Here is a 17,029-nt window from a genome sequence, read left to right as displayed (position 1 = left end):
GTGGGGGAACCGAGGCCCTCCACTTGTAGGTAACACCTACCGCGCGCTCCGCGCGCGAACAACCGCGCTGCGCGCGGAAAAGCTCCGCAGCGACGCGGAGACTTAACCCTTGACCGCGCCCGACGACAACCCAGTAACCAAGAACCGCTGCACCAGATAAAACACCACAATAGCCGGAACAGCCACCAGGATCGAAGCAGCCGCCAAGTGCCCCCACTCGGTCCGGTTCTGTTGGACGAACACCTGCAACCCCACCGCCAAGGTCTTCGACTCATCCGCCGCCGACAAGAACGCCGAAGCGAACGCCACCTCACCCCAAGCAGTCAAAAAGGCATAAAACGCCGTCACAGCCAACCCAGGACGCGCCAACGGCAGCACCAACCGCCAAAACACCCCGAACGGCGACAGCCCGTCCACCCGCCCGGCCTCGTCAATATCCGTCGGGATGGTGTCGAAGTACCCCTTCAACATGTACGTGCAGAACGGCACCGCCGTGGTGCAGTACACCAACACCAACCCGATGCTCGTCCCCTGGATCCCCAAGTTCAACAAGATGTTGTACAACGGCACGATCAACACCGCGAACGGGAACATCTGCACGACCAGGAACGACAACATCAGCGACCGCTTCCCCGGAAAACGGAACCGGGACGCCGCATACCCCGTGGTAGCGGACAGGAACACCGCGATCACCGTAGTCATCAAGGCGATCAGCACAGAGTTGCCGAACCACGCCAGGAAGTTGCCCTTCTCCCCGGACAAGATCCGCACGTAGTTGTCCACACTGGACTCGTTGACCAACTTCGGCGTGGTCTCCACGGCCCGCGCGTCAGGCTTGAACGACGTGACGAGCACCCAGAACACCGGGAACACGGCGATCAGCGACGCGATGATCAGAGCCGCGTGCAAACCGATGCTGGCACCAATAGACCGTTCGGTCCGCTTGAGGGTCTTACGCGCGGGAACGGCTTTCAAGGAAGCGGCTTCGACCGTCATCACCACACCTCGCCTTGCTTGCGCAGAGCGCGCCGGTAGACGCTCGCGAACACGAGCAGGACGGACAGGATCAGCACGCCGTACGTCGAGGCCACCGCGTAGTCGCGGGACGCGCCCGAGAAGAAGCGCTCGAACGCGTAGGTCACGAGGATCCGCGTGTTCGGGTTCGGGCCGGTGATCAGGTAGATCACGGCGAACATGTTGAACGTCCAGATGATGCCCAGCAGCACCACGGTGCTGGACACCGACTGCAAGCCGGGCAGCGTGACGTGCCGGAAGCGCTGCCACGCCGAAGCGCCGTCCACCTCGGCGGCTTCGTACAGGTCACCGGGGATCGCCTGGAGGCCACCCAACAACGCCACCATCATGAACGGCACGCCCAGCCAGATGTTCACGATCATCACGGCCACCAGCGCCCAGTCGGACTGGCCGAGCCACACCGGGTCCGGCAAACCGATGGCCCGCAGGAACTGGTTGATGATCCCGTACTGCGCGTTGAACATGTACTTCCACGCGAACGCGCTGATGAACGCGGGCACCGCCCACGGCAGGATCAGCAGCACCCGGTACACAGTCCGGCCGCGCACCTGGCGGTTCAGCAGCAGGGCCAGGACCAGGCCGGTCGTGTAGTGGAAGAACACGCAGCCGAAGGTCCAGATCAACGTCCGGACCAGGGTGGACCAGAACGAGCCGTAGCTGGGGTCGCCGGACAGGACGTTCAGGTAGTTGTCCAGTCCCACGACGGCGTACGTGGCGGCTCGGTCGAGCACCGGGTTGGCGATGTTGCCTTCGTTGATGTTCGTGAAGGTGAAGAACACGCCTTGGGCGAGGGGGAGCAGCACGAGCACGGCGATGACCACCACCACCGGCAGCACCATCGCGTACGCGTACCAGTGCCGGTCCAGGAACCTGCGCACTGTCGCCTCCTTGAGTCGGGTGGGGTGGTCGGAGAAGTGTGCCGCGCGCCCTCGGGGAAGGCGCGCGGCACAGAGAGCGGTCAGCCGATGGAGTACTCGGTGACGACCTGGTCCTTGTAGGCCTTGGCGACCTCGTCCAGGGCGGTCTTCGGGTCCTTCTTGCCGGCCAGCACGTCCGCGTAGGCGATCTTCAGCGGGTCGAACAGCTGGCCGCCCTCCGGGATCCACGGGCGGGCGTGGGCGGCGGTGGCGACCGGCTGGAAGGCGGAGACGATCGGGTTGGCCTTCACGTCCGCGTTGTCGTAGGCGCTCTTGCGGGTCGGCAGCAGGCCCAGCTCCTTGGCCACCTGGACCTGGGACTCGGTGCTGCTCATGCACGCGATGAGCTTCTGCGAGCTGTCCTTGGCCTTGGTGCCCTGGCGGATGACGTAGTCGTGGCCGCCGACCGGGGCGGAGCCCTTGCCGGCCGTCTCGCCCGGCACCGGCGCGATGCCGAGGTTGGTCTTGTCGGCGAACGCGGTGCCCTTGAGGTAGTCGGCGACCGACCACGGGCCGTTGATCACCATCGCGACCTCGCCGCCGGAGAAGGCGGCCTGCATGTTGTTGTAGGAGTTGGCCGGGTCGAGGGCCGTCGAGGCGGCCTTCGCGTCCAGCAGGCCCTTCGCGGTCTCCAGGGCCTTCACGTTCTCCGCGGAGTTGACGACGATCTTCTTCGCGTCGGCGTCCACCAGGTCGCCGCCGGCGCCGTAGATGAACGGCAGCGCGTAGTAGGCGTCGTTGTTGATGAAGATCGTCTTCTCACCGCCGAGCTTCGCGGCGGCGGCCTTGACCTCGTCCCACGTCTTCGGGGGCTGCACGCCGGCGTCGGCCAGCTTCTTCTTGTTGTAGAACAGCGCCAGGCTGTCGGTGACCTGCGGGACGCCGTAGGTCTTGCCGTCGTACTTGGTGGAGCCCAGCGGGGTCTCCAGGAAGTCGGACGTGTCCTTGGCCAGGTCGGTGCCGGACAGGTCCATGACGTAGCTGAGCTTCGCCAGCTGCGGCACCCAGGCGACCTCGGCGCGGAACACGTCGGGGCCCTGGCCGCCCTGCGCGGCGGTCTTGTAGTTGTTCAGCGCCTGGTCGAAGGCGACCGTCTCGGTCTTGACCTTGTAGCCGCCCTTGGTCGCGCAGTCCTGCGCGATCTTGGCGAACACGGGGCTCTCGTTGGGGCCGCTGGTGTCCCAGAACGTCACCTCGCCGCTGTCCGCGGACGAGCTGCCGCCACCTCCGCCACAGGCGGTGAGGGTGAGGGCGCCGGCGATGCCTGCGGCCACGGCGGTCACGAGGGTGGTACGTCGCATCGTTGCTGTCGTCCCTCCTGCTGGCCTCGTCGCGACGAGGGTTCTGCAAGAACTTGCGAAATTGTTGCCGCGGATTTCATACCCCCGAGTACTGCTCGGTCAAGGGGCAAGACGTAACCAAGCCGTAACGGAGGCGTCCGGGTGGGCGAAACGCGGTGAAGACGTTGCAAACTTTTGCGGTGAAGGGCAGGCTGCTGCCCGCAACATGTGGATCTCATCCCCGAGGAGGCGTGGTGTCCGGTCTGTCCGAGATCGCCAGGGCGGCCGGCGTGAGCATGTCGACGGTGAGCCGGGTGCTCAACCGGCGGCCCGGGGTGAACGACGAGACGCGCCAGCGGGTGCTGGCCGTGCTGGCGGAGATGCCCTACACGCCGCGCGGCGTGGGCGCGTTGCAGCGCACCGGGGTCATCGGGCTGCTGGTCCCGGAGCTGTCCAACCCGGTCTTCCCGGCCTTCGCGGAGGCGCTGGAGGTGCGGGCGGCGCGGCTGGGGTACTCGTCGCTGCTGTGCAACACCCGGGCGACCGGCGCGGCGGCGATGGGCGAGGAGGAGTACGTCCGGATGCTGCTCGCCCGGGGTGTCGAGGGCATGGTGTTCGTGTCGCCGGAGATCACCAACGTCGAGGTGCCGCTGGGTCAGGCGCCGCGCCCGAGCTACTACGCGAAGCTGCTGGACGACGGCGTGCAGATGGTGTTCCTGAACGGCGCCACGCCGTCGCTGGACGTGCCGGACGTGACCGTGGACGAGCAGCACGCGGGCTACGCGGCGACCCGGCACCTGGTGGAGCTGGGGCACCGGCGGGTCGGGTTCGTGTCCGGACCGGCGCGGTCGCTGCCGTCGCGGTTGAAGCGGGCCGGGTGGGCGGCGGCGCTGGAGGAGGACGGGCTGCCGGCGGGCGCGGAGTTCGTGGCGCACGGGCCGTTCGGGCCGGAGGGCGGCGCGGAGGCGGTGGCGGCGCTGCTGGACACCGTGCGGCCCACGGCGGTGATCTGCTCGTCCGACCACATGGCGATCGGCGTGCTGCGGGAGGCGCACCGGCGCGGGTTGCGGGTGCCGGAGGACCTGTCGGTGGTGGGCTTCGACGACATCCCGCTGGCGGCCTACTGCCTGCCGTCGCTGACGACCCTGGCGCAGCCGATCGAGGAGATGGCGGCGGCGGCGGTGGACGAGTTGGTGCACCGGCTGGACCCCGATCGGCGCAGGCGCCCGCCGGGCAATTACACGCGGGTTTTCCGCCCCCGTCTGGTCGTGCGGGAGACGACCGCGCCGCCCCAATTGGTTTAGACCAATGTTTTGCGAAACAACGTAGTCCTACCTGCACAGATGACTTTTTGCAGGGACGGTGGTCACCCCCACTTCTGTAATTGGTTCTGAACCGTTACGGTCACTTCATGGCGCGGTCGATGCATGTGCGACGCCCCGCGACGCTCGCCTCACTGGCGGCTGAGCTGGGTGTTTCCCGGACAACGGTGTCCAACGCGTACAACCGTCCCGACCAGCTCTCGCCGGAGCTGCGACGCCGGGTGTTGGAGACAGCGAGACGACTCGGGTACCCGGGGCCCGACCCCGTGGCCCGTTCCCTGCGCACGCGCAAGGCGGGGGCGGTGGGCCTGCTGCTCACCGAGAACCTCTCCTACGCGTTCCGCGACCCGGCGGCGATCGGGTTCCTGGAAGGCTTGGCCCTGGCCTGTGAGGACGCCGGCACGGGCCTGATGCTGGTGCCGGCGAACCCCGAACGCGAGGACGTGGCGGCGGTGCACCGCGCCGGCGTGGACGGCTTCGTCGTCTACTCCGTGCCCGACGACGACCCGCACCTGGCCGCCGTGCTGGAGCGCCCGGTGCCGACCGTGGTGTGCGACCAGCCCGACCTGGACAACGTCGACCGCGTGGGCATCGACGACCACGCCGCCATGAACGCCCTCGCCCGGCACCTGATCGCGTTGGGACACCGCCGGATCGGCGTGGTCTGCATGCGCCTGGCCCGCGACCGCAACGACGGCTACGTGACGCAGGAGCGCCAGCGGTCCGCGCACTTCCACGTGCAGCGGGCCCGCCTGGCCGGCATCGCCGAGGCGTTCGGCGAGGTCGGCGTGGACTGGGCGCACGTGCCGGTGGTGGAGAGGTTCGACCACACCATCGCCTCCGGCGCGTCGGCGGCGGCCCAGGTGCTCGACCGCGACCCGCAGATCACCGCGCTGATCTGCACGTCCGACATCCTCGCGCTGGGCGCGCTGGGCGAGGCCCGCAAGCGGGGTCTCAACGTGCCGCACGACCTGACCGTCACCGGGTTCGACGGCATCCGCGAGGCCGAGCAGGCCGGCCTGACCACGGTCCGCCAGCCGGTGCTGGAGAAGGGCCGCGCGGCGGGCAAGCTGCTGCTCGACTCCGCGGAGCGGTCCCGGCCGCGGTCGGTCACGCTGTCCACCGAACTCGTCCTGGGCTCCACGGCGGCCTCGCCGCGCGGGGTCGTGGAGGAGCGCTGGTTCGGCCCGTGAGGGGTGCGGCCGGTCAGGTCATCCGGAACACGACCGGGTCACTGGCCTTGCCGGCCACCTTCGCGGTGAGCAGGTAGTCCCCCGGCCCGAGCCGGGTGTGCTTCGCGCAGCCCGGCTCCGACGTGGTCCCGCGCCACTTGATGCCGAAGTCGAACACCTCTCCGGGCTGCATGACCCGCACCTCGGACCCGTCGGTGGTGAAGCAGTCGTTGCTCGACCACAGGCGGGCGGCGCCGTCGGCCGAGGTGACGACGAGTTCCCGGACCGCGCGCCCGATCTCCTTCGTGCACGGCAGCGGACCGGTGTTGGACACCAGGATCGTGAACCCGACCTGCTCCCCCACCGGGTAGGCGGCCTTCTCCACCTGCGCCTTGACGCTGATATGGGCGTCGTCGCACGGCTGCGGCGGACCCGGCGGCGGCTTGGGCGGTTCGGGAGCGGGCGGCGGCGGTGGCGGCGGGGTCGTGGACGACGAGGACGCCGGCACCGGGGTCTCGGCCTGCGGCGGCGGGCTGGACGAACCCGCCGCGACCGGCGGGGGCACCGGGTCGCCGCGCCCGATCAGCGCGCCGACCAGCCAGACGACCAGCACGAGCGCCACCACCGCGCCACCGGCGGCCAGCGCGCGCCGCCGCCGGTACACCTTCGGCGGGAGCGGGCCTGCGGGGTCGATCACAAGATCGAACGTAGCCCCGGACCCGCGAATGTCGGCGGAAGCCGAGGTAACCCGATGCGGTGAACGTGATTCACACCCGATTCACTTGCCGGCATGCGGGACACGCGTTCCAATCCGAGGGACCAACGGAGGTGGACCATGACGTCGATCGACGAGCTGCTGCGCCGCAACGCCGAGCTGGGCAACGCCGTCCCCGGCGACCGCTCATCGCCCAAGCCCTCGCTCCAGGTGGCCATCCTGACCTGCATGGACTCGCGCATCCGCGTGTTCGAGATCTTCGGGTTGAAGCAGGGTGAGGCCCACGTCCTGCGCAACGCGGGCGGCGTGGTGACCGATGACATGCTCAGGTCGCTGGCGCTGTCCCAGCGCAAGCTGGGCACCCGCGAGGTGATCCTGGTCCACCACACCAACTGCGGCCTGGAGCTGGTCACCGAGGACGAGTTCAAGGACGAGCTGGAGCGGGACGCCGGCATGCGCCCGACGTGGTCGGTCGAGGCCTTCAAGGAGGTCAAGGACAGCGTCCGCAACTCCATGAACCGCCTCCGCCACAGCCCCTTCGTGCCGCACCGGGACAACGTGCGCGGGTTCGTCTACGACGTGCACACCGGTCAGCTGACCGAGGTCGTCTAGGCCAGGAGTTCGGGGGGGACGTCGACGGTGGCCAGCGCGCCGCTGTCGACGTCCACCATCGTGGACACGGCCACCCCGAGCCCGTGCCGTCCGGCCAGCCTGGCCACCACCTCGAACCCCATCCGATCGAGGTCGACCCGACCGGTGCCGGCCCGCCCGAACCGCTCGGCGGCGAGCGCCGACACGCCGGGCCCCCGGTCGAGCACGGTGATCGTCACCCCGCAGTCCCGGCGCCGCGCGCCCAGCAGCACCACCGCGCCGGGCGGCGAGAAGGTGATCGCGTTCTCCAGCAGCTCGACCACCAGGTGCGTCAGGTCCGCCACGGCCCGGCCCCGCACCACCACTTCCGCGACCTCCTCGACACGCACCCGGCCCCCGTCCACCTCCCGCAGCGCCCGGTCCAGAAGGTCGGCCAGCGCCGTCGCGGGCCGGTGCCCGACCGCCGTGTCCACGCCCGCGACGACGAGCAGGTTGTCCGCGTCCCGCCGCAGCCGGACCGCGTAGTGGTCGACCCGCGCGACAGCCGCACGCCACTGTTCGTCACTCCCGGCCCGCGCCACCTCGTCCAAGACGGCCAGCTGACGTTCTACCAGCCCACGCGTCCGGCGGGCGACGGCCACCAGCACCGCGGCGGACTCCGCACCCACCGCGGTGGCCGGTCGGGCCGCCACGGCGACCTGCGGGTCGGCGTCGTCGGCGAGCACGGCCAGCGCCTTGCGCGCGGGTGAGGCCACCCGCACGTCCGGATCGCGGCTCAACCGCACGAGGTGGTCCACGACGGCCAGCCGCACGGCGGGCAGCGGGTTGCGCAGCGCCTGCACCACCTCCGGAGGCAGCCCGAGGAACCCCGCCCGGCCGCCCAACGGGTTGCGCGCGACGTACAGCGTGCCCTCGACCTCGGACTTGAGCGCCGGCGTCTGGTCGGGCGCGACCGATTGGACGCGCTGGAAGACGAAGTCGTACAGCTCCTCCACGTCGACCAACCCGTCGCCGTCGAGGTCGGCGGCGCCGGTCGACAGCCCGGCGACCAACGCGGCCGTGAACGCCGACCGCGCCGCACCGCCGACCGGGTCGCCGCCCGGCTCGAACGAGTACTCCAGCGCCGAGGACGACGTCATCACCGCGCAGCCCCGCCCACCCAGGTCGCCCACCACGTCGACCCGGTCGCCGGCCCGGTGCCGGGAGCCGGCCGGGAACGCGCCCGCGTAGCAGCAGTCCAGCAGCACCAGCACCTGGCGGCAGCGGGAGCGGTCGACGCGGTCGCGGACGAAGCGGGCGGGTACCGCGGTGGAACCCAGCAGGTCGGCCTCGCTGTCGCTCACCGCCAGGTGCAGTTCGCCGCGCTCGTCCTTGATGCCGTGGCCGGAGAAGTACAGCAGCACCTGGTCGTCGAAGCCCGCCTGCTTGAACAGCGCCTCGATCGAGCGGTTGACCACCGGCGCGGTCGCGTTGTGCAGCAGCTCGACCTGGTAGCCGCCGATGTCGGGATCGGCGAGCACGGACGCCAAGGCCTCCGCGTCCGCGCCGGGTGCCCGCAGTTGGCGGAACGTCGGGTCCTCGTAGCTGGAGACCGCGACCAAGAGCGCTAATCGACTCACAGCAACCGATTCTGGAACACTGGCGCCCGCTATGAGCCTGGACGCGCAGACCCTCATCGACTGGTTCGCCGACACCGCCCGCGACCTGCCCTGGCGGCGGCCCGACCGCACCGCCTGGGGTGTGCTGGTCAGCGAGATCATGTTGCAGCAGACGCCGGTCGCCCGGGTCGAGCCGGTCTGGCACGAGTGGCTGGAGCGGTGGCCCAAGCCCTCCGCGATGGCCGAGGCCTCGCAGGGCGAGGTGCTGCGGGCGTGGGGGAAGCTCGGGTACCCGCGGCGGGCGCTGCGCCTGCACGCCGCCGCCCAGGCCATCGCCGCCGACCACGACGACGTCGTGCCCGACGACGTGGACACCCTCCTGGCGCTGCCCGGCATCGGCGCGTACACCGCGCGGGCGGTGGCGGCGTTCGCCTACGGGCAGCGGGCGCCGGTGGTCGACACGAACGTGCGGCGGGTCGTCGCGCGGGCGGTGCACGGGGCCGGGGACGCCGGGCCGCCGTCGACCACCAAGGACATGAAGGACGTCGAAGTCCTGCTGCCCGAGGACGACGCGGCCGTGTTCTCGGCGGCCCTGATGGAGTTGGGCGCGATCGTCTGCACGGCCCGGTCCCCGCGCTGCGCGGACTGCCCGGTGTTCGAGACGTGCGCGTGGCAGCTCAACGGCCGACCCGCCTACGACGGTCCCGCCAAGGCGGTGCAGAAGTTCGCGGGCACGGACCGGCAGGTGCGCGGGCTGCTGCTGGACGTCCTGCGCGGCACAACCGAGCCGGTGGAGAAGGTCCGGCTGGACGTGGTGTGGGCCGACGCCGGACAGCGGGACCGGTGCCTGGACTCCCTGCTCGTGGACGGCCTGGTCGAGCAGACCGCGGACGGACTCTTCGCCCTGCCCGGGGAGCACTGACGTGCACGCGCTGGTGGTGTTCTTCGACGACGAGGCGGACGCGAAGGTCCGGGAGCTGTGGCGGCGGATCGGGTCGACCTTCGAGTACCCGCCGCACCTGACCTTCGCCATCGCGGGCACGATCGGGCCGAAGGTGCGGGCCGAGCTGCGCGAGGACCTGTCCCGGCTGTGGCTGCCCGACCTGTACCTGCACACCCTGGGCGTCTTCGCCACCACCGAGAACGTGCTCCAGCTGGGCGCGGTCGTGGACGGCGAACTGCTGGCGGTGCACTCGGCGATCCACGACGTGCTGGCGGGCCGCGTGAAGGACCCGTACGCCTACTACCTGCCGGGCAACTGGGTCCCCCATTGCACGCTCGCCCACGGTATGGACGACGAGGCCTTGGTGAAGGCGTTCGCCGCCGTGCACCCGGTGGGGACGATCCGCGCCAAGGTCCGCGAAATGTCCATTGTGGACACTCAGACCGGCGTGATCGACCCGCTCAGGAAGGCCTCCACCGCGCCCCGGTAGACCTCCGGCGCCTCGTCGTGCACCACGTGCCCCGACTCGGGCACGACCAGGTGGTGCCCGCCGGTGCGCCGCGCCACCTCCGCCATCTGGCCGGGCCGCAGCCCGCCGCGACCGGCCTCGATGGTCAGCGTCGGGCAGCGGATGGCGTCCACGAAGTCCCAGTAAGACCGCTCGCCCCACTCGGCCGCGATCTCGTACAGGTCGTCGAGGTCCGCGATCAGGTGCCAGCCGTCCGCGCGTTCCTCGAACATCTCCTCCACCCGCGGCACCTGGACGACCGACTTCACGTGCGCCAGGGACTGGAACACCGGCCACGAGTCGAAGTACCAGCGCCACTCGTCCACCGTGCGGCCGGTGTTGTCCGGCACCACGTCCTCCGCGACCACGCCGGCCACCAGGTCCGGGCGGGTAGCAGCGAGCGCCCACGCGTGCAGGCCGCCCATCGAGTGCCCGATGACGACGGCCGGCGCGAGGTCGAGGCGTTCGATCACGGCGGCGGCGTCGGCGACGAAGTCCTCGGTCCGGTAAGGACCCTTCTGCGGGTTGCGTCCGTGACCGCGGGCGTCGGTGGCGACCACGCGGCCGTAGGGCTTGAGCCACTGCGCGACCGTCCACCACGTCGACGCGCGGCTCATCAGACCGTGCAGCAGCAGTATCCCGCGTCCCGATCCGCCGAACTCCGCAACGCTCATGCGTGCATCATGTCGGCATGGCACTGAGCCCCAAGGTCCGCCCTTACCTGCTCGTCGCCGCGCTGGTGCTGGCGGTCGTCGGGGTGCTGGTCGCCAAGACACCCGCGGAGACCGGCCGGCCCGTGGCGGTGCCGCCGACGAGCACTCCCCCGGTCGTCAACGAGGTCGGCGGGGACGGCGCGGGCGACCCGTACTACCCGAAGGACGGCAACACCGGCTACGACGTCTCCGGCTACGACATCGCCATCAGCTACGACCCGGCCACCCGGCACCTCGACGGGAAGGCGCGGATCACGGCCGTGGCCACGGCCGACCTGAGCCGGTTCAACCTCGACCTCCACCAACTGGAGGTCTCCGACGTGACCGTCGACGACCAGAAGGCCGAGTTCACGCGGGAGGGCGACCACGAGCTGGTCATCACCCCCGCCCAGCCGCTGCGCCGCGACCAGCGGTTCGTGGCGACCGTGAGCTACGCGGGCGAGCCGACCGTGGTCGAGGATCGGGCGCTGGGCCGCAGTGGCTGGCAGGTCTCGTCGTCCGGCGGCGCGTTCGCGGCGGGCCAGCCGCACTCCGCGACCACGTGGTTCCCCGCCAACGACACCCCGCGCGACAAGGCCGCGTTCAAGCTCGCCGCGCGCGTGCCGGACGGGTGGTCGGCGGTGTCCAACGGCGTCGAGGAAGGCACGACCCAGGAGGCCGGGTGGACGACGTTCCGCTGGAACGCCCCGCAGCCGATGGCGACCTACCTGGCCACGGTGGCGATCGACAAGTGGACGCTCGACCGGTCCACGCTGGCCGACGGGACGCCCGTGGTGAGCGCGTACGCGCCGGGCGCGCTGGACGCCCGCGGGGCCCACCGGCGGCTGCCGGAGGTGCTGGACTTCCTGTCCGCGAAGTTCGGGCCGTACCCGTTCCAGGCGGCGGGCGGGATCTTCATCGCCGACAACATCGGGTTCTCGCTGGAGACCCAGACCCGGCCCATCTACGCCCAGTGGGCCGACCTCGACACGATCGTCCACGAGAACGCGCACATGTGGTTCGGCGACTCGGTGTCGCTGCGGTCGTGGTCGGACATCTGCCTCAACGAGTGCTTCGCCAGCTACGCCCAGTGGCTGTGGGAGGAGGGCAAGGAGGGCATGGACCTGGACGCCCGGTTCCGCTCGGAGGTCGACCGCACCCGCGACCGCGAGGCCTACTGGAACCGCAAGCTCTACGACATGGGCCGGGGCAACGAGTTCCGCGGCGTGTACGACAAGGGTCAGCTCGCCGTGCACGCCCTGCGCCGCCAGGTCGGCGACGAGTCCTTCTACAAGGCGTTGCAGACGTGGACCGCCAAGCACCGCGACGGGAACGCGTCGTGGCCGGAGTTCGAGGCGCACGTCGAGCAGGTGTCGGGGCAGGACCTGGACGGGTTCTTCGCGGCGTGGTTCCGCGGCGCCGAACTGCCGTCGTCCGACGACGTGCTGTACCCGGGCTCCCTGCGCCGCTGACTGCTACCGTCGGTGGCATGGCGGTTGTGAAGATCAACGCGATCCACGTGCCCGACGGTTCCGGCCCGGAGCTGGAGAAGCGGTTCGCCGCGCGACTGGGCGCGGTCGACTCGTCGCCCGGCTTCCTCGGCTTCCAACTGCTGCGCCCGGTGGCCGGTGACACCCGGTACTTCGTCGTCACCCACTGGGAGACCGACGAGGACTTCAAGAACTGGCTGGGCAGCGGCGCCCGCGAGGCGCACTCCGGTGAGCGCGCCAAGCCGGTGGGGACGGGCTCGGACCTGCTGGAGTTCGAAGTGGTGATGAGCTCCGAACCCCAGCGTGACTGACGCTCTCCACCAGGCCGCGGAGCTGATCGCGTCCGCCGAGGCCGTGCTGGTGTGCGCGGGGGCGGGCATGGGGGTGGACTCCGGCCTGCCCGACTTCCGCGGCGACCACGGGTTCTGGCAGGCCTACCCGCCCTACGAGCGGCTCGGGCTGAAGTTCGTCGAGCTGGCCGACCCGGTGCACTTCGTGGAGGACCCCGCGCTCGCGTGGGGCTTCTACGGGCACCGGCTCGACCTGTACCGGCGGACGGTGCCGCACGCCGGGTTCACGGTGCTGCGGGAGTGGGGCGCGCGGGTGTTCACGTCGAACGTGGACGGGCAGTTCCAGCGGGCCGGGCTGTCGGACGTCGCCGAGGTGCACGGGTCCATCCACCACTTGCAGTGCGTCGAGCCGTGCACGGACGACGTGTGGCCGGCCGACGACGTGGTGGTCGAGGTGGACCCGGAGACCATGCGCGCTTCTTCGCTGCCGTCGTGCCGCAACTGCGGTGGGCTGGCGCGGCCCAACATCCTGATGTTCGGCGACTGGGCGTGGGTGCCCCACCGGAGTCAGCGGCAGTTGGACGCGCTGACCGAGTGGCGGCGGGGTGTGCGGAACCTGGTCGTGCTGGAGATCGGCGCGGGGCTGGCCGTGCCCACCGTGCGGCGGCAGGCGGAGCTGGCCAGTGCCGCGTCCGGGGCGCTGATCAGGATCAACCCGCGCGAGCCGGAGGTGCGGCACGGGCGCGGGGTGTCGCTGCGCATGGGCGCGCTGGAGGCGCTGTCGGCGTTGGCCGACCTCACCGACCTGGGACGACGAACCGGGTGATCACCGCGCGGTGGTCGGAACCGGGGATGTCGACCACCTCGAAGTCCTCCACCGGGCAGCGCCCGTCCACCAGGACGTGGTCGATCGCGACCGGCGGCGGCCACAGGCCCCCTTCGGACGGCCACGTCATGTCCAGGCCCTTGCCGACCTGGTCGGCGGCGTCCACGTAACCCTGGTTGAGCAGGCGGCGCAGGCCGACGTGGTCGAGGGTCGCGTTGAAGTCGCCGGCGAGGACGCGGACCAGGCCGTTGTGGTCGGGCGCGGGCAGTCCCGCCATGTCCCGCTGCCACTGGTCGGGGCCTTCGGTGACGACCGGCGGCATGGGGTGCACGGAGACGACCTCCATGTCCTCGCCCGGGAGGTCCACCAGAGCGCCCGCCTGGCCCAGGCTGCTCGGGGCGGCGAGGGTGCGGGCGGTGAGGGGGAACCGCGAGGCGATACCCGCGCCCGAGGCGCCCGGCGCGGCGTGGAAGACCCGGTGCGGCAGGACGTCCGGGAGGCCGGCGCGGTCGAGGTCGGCGACCATCGCGGGGGTCAGTTCCTGGAGGCTGAGCACGTCGACCTGGTGCTCGCGGACGGTCCGGACGACGGCCTCGGCGTCGGCGACGCCGACGAGCAGGTTCGCCGCCATGACCCGCACGGTGAACCCGACCCCGTTGGGCCGCGGGTCCGGGAAGGCGCGCGGCGCGACCGCCGCGACCAGCACCAACGCGACCAGCAGCACCACCGTGCCGACCGCCCAGCGGCGCAGCACGAGCGCGAGGGCGGCCAGCAGCACCCCGGCGGCCGTGAAGTACGGGGTCAGGGCCGTGGTGGCGATCATGTAGCGGGTGCCGTCGATGCCGAGCAGCCGGAGCGCGGCGGCGGCGAGGAAGGCCGTGGCGGCGAGGACCAGCAGGAACGTGACGCTCTTGCGCTTGCGCCGAGTCCTCCCGCCTTGTTCGCTGTCGCGTCCTCTGTCCCGTTCCCGGATGTCGACCACGGACTCCAGTGTGCCCGCCGATCTAGGCTGCTCGGGTGAGAGTTGTGCTGACGGGCTTCGAACCTTTCGGCGGCGACCGGACCAACCCGTCGTGGGACGCGGTCCGCCAGGTCGTCCCGAGCGGTTACGAGCTGGTGACCGCCGAACTGCCGTGCTCCTTCGGGACGTCCCTGTCGGTGCTGCGCGCGCTGGTCGCCGAGCACGAGCCCGACGTGGTGATCTGCGTGGGTCAGGCGGGAGGGCGCGGCGCCGTCACCCCGGAACGCGTGGCGATCAACGTGGACGACGCGCGGATCCCCGACAACTCGGGCGCCCAGCCCATCGACCAGCCGGTGGTCCCCGGCGGGCCGGCCGCGTACTTCACCACCCTGCCGGTGAAGGCGGCGGTGGCCGCGCTGCGGGAGGCGGCGATCCCAGCGGCCGTCTCCCACACCGCGGGGACCTTCGTGTGCAACCACGTGTTCTACGGGTTGATGCACCTCGTGGCCACCGACCGCCCGGGAACTCGTGCCGGGTTCGTCCACGTGCCCCACGCCCCGGAACAGGGCCACGGTGACCTGCCGTCCCTGCCGATCGCCACCGTGGCCAGGGCTCTGGAGTTGATCATCACGACCACCCTGACCACGCCGACCGACCTCCCCACCACCGCCGGCACCCTCCACTGACCCCCGCGTCCTGGGTCAACCCACCAGGCCCAGGCCCAGTTCGGCGAGTTGCGCTTCCGTCAGCGGCAGCGTCGGCCGGCCGGCCCCGACCCGGTGCGGGTTCCCGGTGTCCTGCCGGTTGGTGGTGAAGTCCGGACTGCCGAAGTTCCGCACCGACAGCGAGTGCAGCCGCCCGTCCGGCCGGTAGATCCGCAGGGTCTGGTTCTGCGACGCGAACGGGTCGCTCGGCACCACGTCGTAGACCTGCAACACGGTCCCGTCCGCCAGCACGTGCCGCTTCGGTGGCCGGCAGTTGCCCGTGTCGAACGCCTGCGCGTCCGCCGCGGCCAGCGGATCACCGGTGAACCGGCCGAAGGTGAGCTCCACGCTGCCCGTGCCGCCCGCGTCGGCCACGTCGACGGTGTAGGTGAACGATTCGCTGGCGTCCGACCCGGTGGGCGGCAGCCTCTTCTCCACCAGCAGGCCCACGCCATCGGGCAACGGCACCGAACTGCTGCCCGGCGGGATCGTGGTGCTGGCGACCGGCGGCACCCCCTTCACCTCGATCAGGGTCTCCCGGACCCGTTCTTGCAGCGCCGACAGGTCGAGCCGGACGCTGTCCAGGTCGCGGTCGGTGGTGTCGGGCACCTCGCACCTGGGCACCGGCCCGGTCGGCCAGCCCGCCGGCGGTCGTGCGGTCGGCGCAGGGGTCCACGTGGTGTTCGGCGACCGCTCCGACAGACCCGCCCGCGGCCACGACACTTCGCCGGCGTTCGCCCCGGTCGAAGACGTCCCGCTCGCGGCGACGTCCTGCCCTCCGTCCTGCCCACCGGAAGTCACCGCTCCCGCGCCGACAACCACCGTCGCCACCCCGGCAACCGCGACCACCGCCGCCATCGCAGCCCCGAACTGGTGCCGCCGACGCCGCCGCCGACCACGAGAGACGGCGTCACGCAGGTCGCCGTGGGGCGTCGGGGGGTTCTGCTGCGCCAGCTCACCCCGCAACGCGGCCCCGAGCTCGTCCTCATCCCACATCTCGCACGCTCCGCTCCGGTGTGCCGGCCTCGCGGTACGCCGCCCGCAACGCCTGGATCCCTCGTGACAACTGACTTTTGACGGTGCCCGCCGAACACCGCAGCACCTGCGCGACCTGCTCGACAGGCAGGTCGTGGACGATCCGCAACACGAGCGTCGCCCGCTGCCGAGGCGGCACGCGCTGCAACGCCGCCAACAACGACTGCTGCTCGTCAACCCGACCCAAATCCCTCGGGTACTCCGCCCGCTCAGGCGCCTCGGCCACCAGGTGCTCCTTGGCCCGCCCCCGCCGCCTGGTGTCGAGGAAGAGCCGGACAAGGGTGGTCCGCAAGTACCCCTCCGCGTTCCCCCCAGCCACCCGCGGCCACTTCGCGTACAGCCGAACAAAACTCCCCTGCGCCAACTCCTCCGCCTGGAGCCAGTCACCGCACAACGCATACGCAGTACGCCGCGCCGCGTCGAACCGCGCCGAGTAGAAATCGGCGAAGTCCCCATCGAAACCGGCCACCGGCATTCCTCCTGAAGATCTTGGACGGGGTAAGAACGCCGTCAGCCCCAGCCAGGTTGCACGCCGAACCGCCCCGCCTGGTCGGCGGCCAGGGGACGAGGTGCCCCGCAGGTGCCCGCACAGCACGCGCAGGCCGGATGCGCTCGCCGGATGGGCAGGCGGACCCGGCCAGCGAACCCGGCAGGCGAACCCAAGCAGGCGACACCGGCAGGCGGGCACCCACCCTGACCGCCGGCAGGGAAGCGACGGGCGGCGGCCGACGTGCAGGGGCGGGGATAGTGCGGCGGCCGGACGAACGCGGGTGGCAGGCCGGCGGGGCCATCGCGAGCGCGGCGGGCGAGGCGAGGGCGGGCGGGCGCGGCGGGCGGGGGCGGGCGCGGGTGGGGTCCGGCGGCAGGAGGTCCGGTTGGGGCGGGGGGCGCGGGGGCGGGACAAGGTTGTCGAGCTGGATCCTGCGCCGGCTGATGCCCGGGAAATCCTC

18 protein-coding genes are annotated in these 17,029 nt (G+C 71.2%); 9 read left to right on the top strand and 9 right to left on the bottom strand.

The features are described from left to right. Positions 1-102: 102 nt before the first annotated feature. The 3 genes from WBN91_RS34740 to WBN91_RS34730 all read right to left on the bottom strand — a co-directional run bounded on the left by WBN91_RS34740 (position 103) and on the right by WBN91_RS34730 (position 3,253). Positions 103-996 carry a sugar ABC transporter permease gene (locus WBN91_RS34740; protein ID WP_337726637.1) on the bottom strand — a complete coding sequence of 298 codons (894 nt, stop codon included), beginning with the start codon at positions 994-996 and terminating at the stop codon, positions 103-105. Beyond that, positions 996-1,913, bottom strand: a complete 918-nt coding sequence (locus tag WBN91_RS34735) for a carbohydrate ABC transporter permease (RefSeq protein WP_443217848.1) — start codon at positions 1,911-1,913, stop codon at positions 996-998. Before WBN91_RS34735 ends, WBN91_RS34740 begins: the two co-directional genes overlap by 1 nt. Before the next feature lie 80 nt (positions 1,914-1,993). Then, positions 1,994-3,253: an extracellular solute-binding protein gene (locus tag WBN91_RS34730; RefSeq protein ID WP_337726638.1), complete on the bottom strand. Its 1,260-nt coding sequence runs from the start codon at positions 3,251-3,253 to the stop codon at positions 1,994-1,996. A gap of 233 nt (positions 3,254-3,486) precedes the next feature. On the opposite strand from WBN91_RS34730, the gene WBN91_RS34725 reads away from it, so the two are divergent. Both WBN91_RS34725 and WBN91_RS34720 read left to right on the top strand, forming a co-directional pair. Then, on the top strand, positions 3,487-4,536 hold the full coding sequence (locus WBN91_RS34725; RefSeq protein WP_337726639.1) for a LacI family DNA-binding transcriptional regulator: 1,050 nt from the start codon (positions 3,487-3,489) through the stop codon (positions 4,534-4,536). A gap of 107 nt (positions 4,537-4,643) precedes the next feature. Next, positions 4,644-5,747: a LacI family DNA-binding transcriptional regulator gene (locus tag WBN91_RS34720; protein ID WP_337726640.1), complete on the top strand. Its 1,104-nt coding sequence runs from the start codon at positions 4,644-4,646 to the stop codon at positions 5,745-5,747. 13 nt (positions 5,748-5,760) lie between these two features. On the opposite strand, the gene WBN91_RS34715 is transcribed toward WBN91_RS34720, so the two are convergent. Further along, positions 5,761-6,423, bottom strand: coding sequence for a hypothetical protein (locus WBN91_RS34715; protein ID WP_337726641.1), 663 nt, complete (start codon positions 6,421-6,423; stop codon positions 5,761-5,763). Between the two features lie 138 nt (positions 6,424-6,561). On the opposite strand from WBN91_RS34715, the gene WBN91_RS34710 reads away from it, so the two are divergent. Further along, entirely contained in the window at positions 6,562-7,053 is a 492-nt protein-coding gene (locus tag WBN91_RS34710; protein WP_337726642.1) for a beta-class carbonic anhydrase, read from the top strand. On the opposite strand, the gene WBN91_RS34705 is transcribed toward WBN91_RS34710, so the two are convergent. After that, complete coding sequence (locus WBN91_RS34705) at positions 7,050-8,651, bottom strand: caspase, EACC1-associated type (RefSeq protein WP_337726643.1); 1,602 nt, start codon at positions 8,649-8,651, stop codon at positions 7,050-7,052. The genes WBN91_RS34710 and WBN91_RS34705 overlap by 4 nt on opposite strands. A 31-nt stretch (positions 8,652-8,682) precedes the next feature. Between WBN91_RS34705 and WBN91_RS34700 the strand changes: the two genes are divergently transcribed. Next, complete coding sequence (locus tag WBN91_RS34700) at positions 8,683-9,552, top strand: A/G-specific adenine glycosylase (protein ID WP_337726644.1); 870 nt, start codon at positions 8,683-8,685, stop codon at positions 9,550-9,552. A 1-nt stretch (position 9,553) separates the two neighbouring features. Beyond that, entirely contained in the window at positions 9,554-10,063 is a 510-nt protein-coding gene (locus WBN91_RS34695; RefSeq protein WP_337726645.1) for a 2'-5' RNA ligase family protein, read from the top strand. On the opposite strand, the gene WBN91_RS34690 is transcribed toward WBN91_RS34695, so the two are convergent. Next, a complete protein-coding gene (locus tag WBN91_RS34690) occupies positions 10,012-10,755 on the bottom strand; it encodes an alpha/beta fold hydrolase (protein ID WP_337726646.1) in 744 nt (247 codons plus the stop codon). The genes WBN91_RS34695 and WBN91_RS34690 overlap by 52 nt on opposite strands. Before the next feature lie 17 nt (positions 10,756-10,772). Here WBN91_RS34690 and WBN91_RS34685 point away from each other — a divergent pair, with 17 nt between their 5' ends. The 3 genes from WBN91_RS34685 to WBN91_RS34675 are packed head-to-tail and all read left to right on the top strand — an operon-like array spanning position 10,773 to position 13,379. Then, on the top strand, positions 10,773-12,245 hold the full coding sequence (locus WBN91_RS34685; protein ID WP_337726647.1) for a M1 family metallopeptidase: 1,473 nt from the start codon (positions 10,773-10,775) through the stop codon (positions 12,243-12,245). 17 nt (positions 12,246-12,262) lie between these two features. Next, positions 12,263-12,574 (top strand): antibiotic biosynthesis monooxygenase family protein, encoded by a 312-nt coding sequence (locus WBN91_RS34680; protein WP_337726648.1) that lies wholly within the window; start codon positions 12,263-12,265, stop codon positions 12,572-12,574. Beyond that, positions 12,567-13,379 (top strand): SIR2 family NAD-dependent protein deacylase, encoded by an 813-nt coding sequence (locus WBN91_RS34675; protein WP_337726649.1) that lies wholly within the window; start codon positions 12,567-12,569, stop codon positions 13,377-13,379. Before WBN91_RS34680 ends, WBN91_RS34675 begins: the two co-directional genes overlap by 8 nt. Here WBN91_RS34675 and WBN91_RS34670 read toward each other — a convergent pair. Next, the gene (locus WBN91_RS34670) at positions 13,351-14,361 is read right to left on the bottom strand and encodes an endonuclease/exonuclease/phosphatase family protein (protein WP_337726650.1); all 1,011 of its coding nucleotides are present in this window, start codon (positions 14,359-14,361) and stop codon (positions 13,351-13,353) included. The two genes, WBN91_RS34675 and WBN91_RS34670, sit on opposite strands and share 29 nt — an antisense overlap. A gap of 35 nt (positions 14,362-14,396) precedes the next feature. Between WBN91_RS34670 and pcp the strand changes: the two genes are divergently transcribed. After that, entirely contained in the window at positions 14,397-15,026 is a 630-nt protein-coding gene (gene pcp, locus WBN91_RS34665; RefSeq protein ID WP_337726651.1) for a pyroglutamyl-peptidase I, read from the top strand. Positions 15,027-15,041: 15 nt separating this feature from the next. Here the strand turns inward: pcp and WBN91_RS34660 are convergent, their stop codons facing one another. Next, on the bottom strand, positions 15,042-16,040 hold the full coding sequence (locus tag WBN91_RS34660; RefSeq protein ID WP_337726652.1) for a hypothetical protein: 999 nt from the start codon (positions 16,038-16,040) through the stop codon (positions 15,042-15,044). Beyond that, positions 16,030-16,548: a SigE family RNA polymerase sigma factor gene (locus WBN91_RS34655; RefSeq protein WP_337726653.1), complete on the bottom strand. Its 519-nt coding sequence runs from the start codon at positions 16,546-16,548 to the stop codon at positions 16,030-16,032. The genes WBN91_RS34660 and WBN91_RS34655 overlap by 11 nt, the downstream gene beginning before the upstream one ends. Positions 16,549-17,029: the final 481 nt, after the last annotated feature.

Origin of the sequence: Saccharothrix sp. CCNWYY140 (assembly GCF_037401995.1) — a bacterium.
In the GTDB taxonomy this organism is placed as follows: Bacteria; Actinomycetota; Actinomycetes; order Mycobacteriales; family Pseudonocardiaceae; genus Actinosynnema.
This window is presented reverse-complemented; position numbering and strand designations above follow the sequence as displayed.

Excerpts from the sequence above, each read along its gene's own strand:
- WBN91_RS34740 (WP_337726637.1), bottom strand. The coding sequence starts at position 996 with ATGACGGTCGAAGCCGCTTCCTTGAAAGCCGTTCCCGCGCGTAAGACC.
- WBN91_RS34730 (WP_337726638.1), bottom strand. The coding sequence starts at position 3,253 with ATGCGACGTACCACCCTCGTGACCGCCGTGGCCGCAGGCATCGCCGGC.
- WBN91_RS34720 (WP_337726640.1), top strand. The coding sequence starts at position 4,644 with ATGGCGCGGTCGATGCATGTGCGACGCCCCGCGACGCTCGCCTCACTG.
- WBN91_RS34710 (WP_337726642.1), top strand. The coding sequence starts at position 6,562 with ATGACGTCGATCGACGAGCTGCTGCGCCGCAACGCCGAGCTGGGCAAC.
- WBN91_RS34700 (WP_337726644.1), top strand. The coding sequence starts at position 8,683 with ATGAGCCTGGACGCGCAGACCCTCATCGACTGGTTCGCCGACACCGCC.
- WBN91_RS34690 (WP_337726646.1), bottom strand. The coding sequence starts at position 10,755 with ATGAGCGTTGCGGAGTTCGGCGGATCGGGACGCGGGATACTGCTGCTG.
- WBN91_RS34685 (WP_337726647.1), top strand. The coding sequence starts at position 10,773 with ATGGCACTGAGCCCCAAGGTCCGCCCTTACCTGCTCGTCGCCGCGCTG.
- WBN91_RS34680 (WP_337726648.1), top strand. The coding sequence starts at position 12,263 with ATGGCGGTTGTGAAGATCAACGCGATCCACGTGCCCGACGGTTCCGGC.
- WBN91_RS34660 (WP_337726652.1), bottom strand. The coding sequence starts at position 16,040 with ATGTGGGATGAGGACGAGCTCGGGGCCGCGTTGCGGGGTGAGCTGGCG.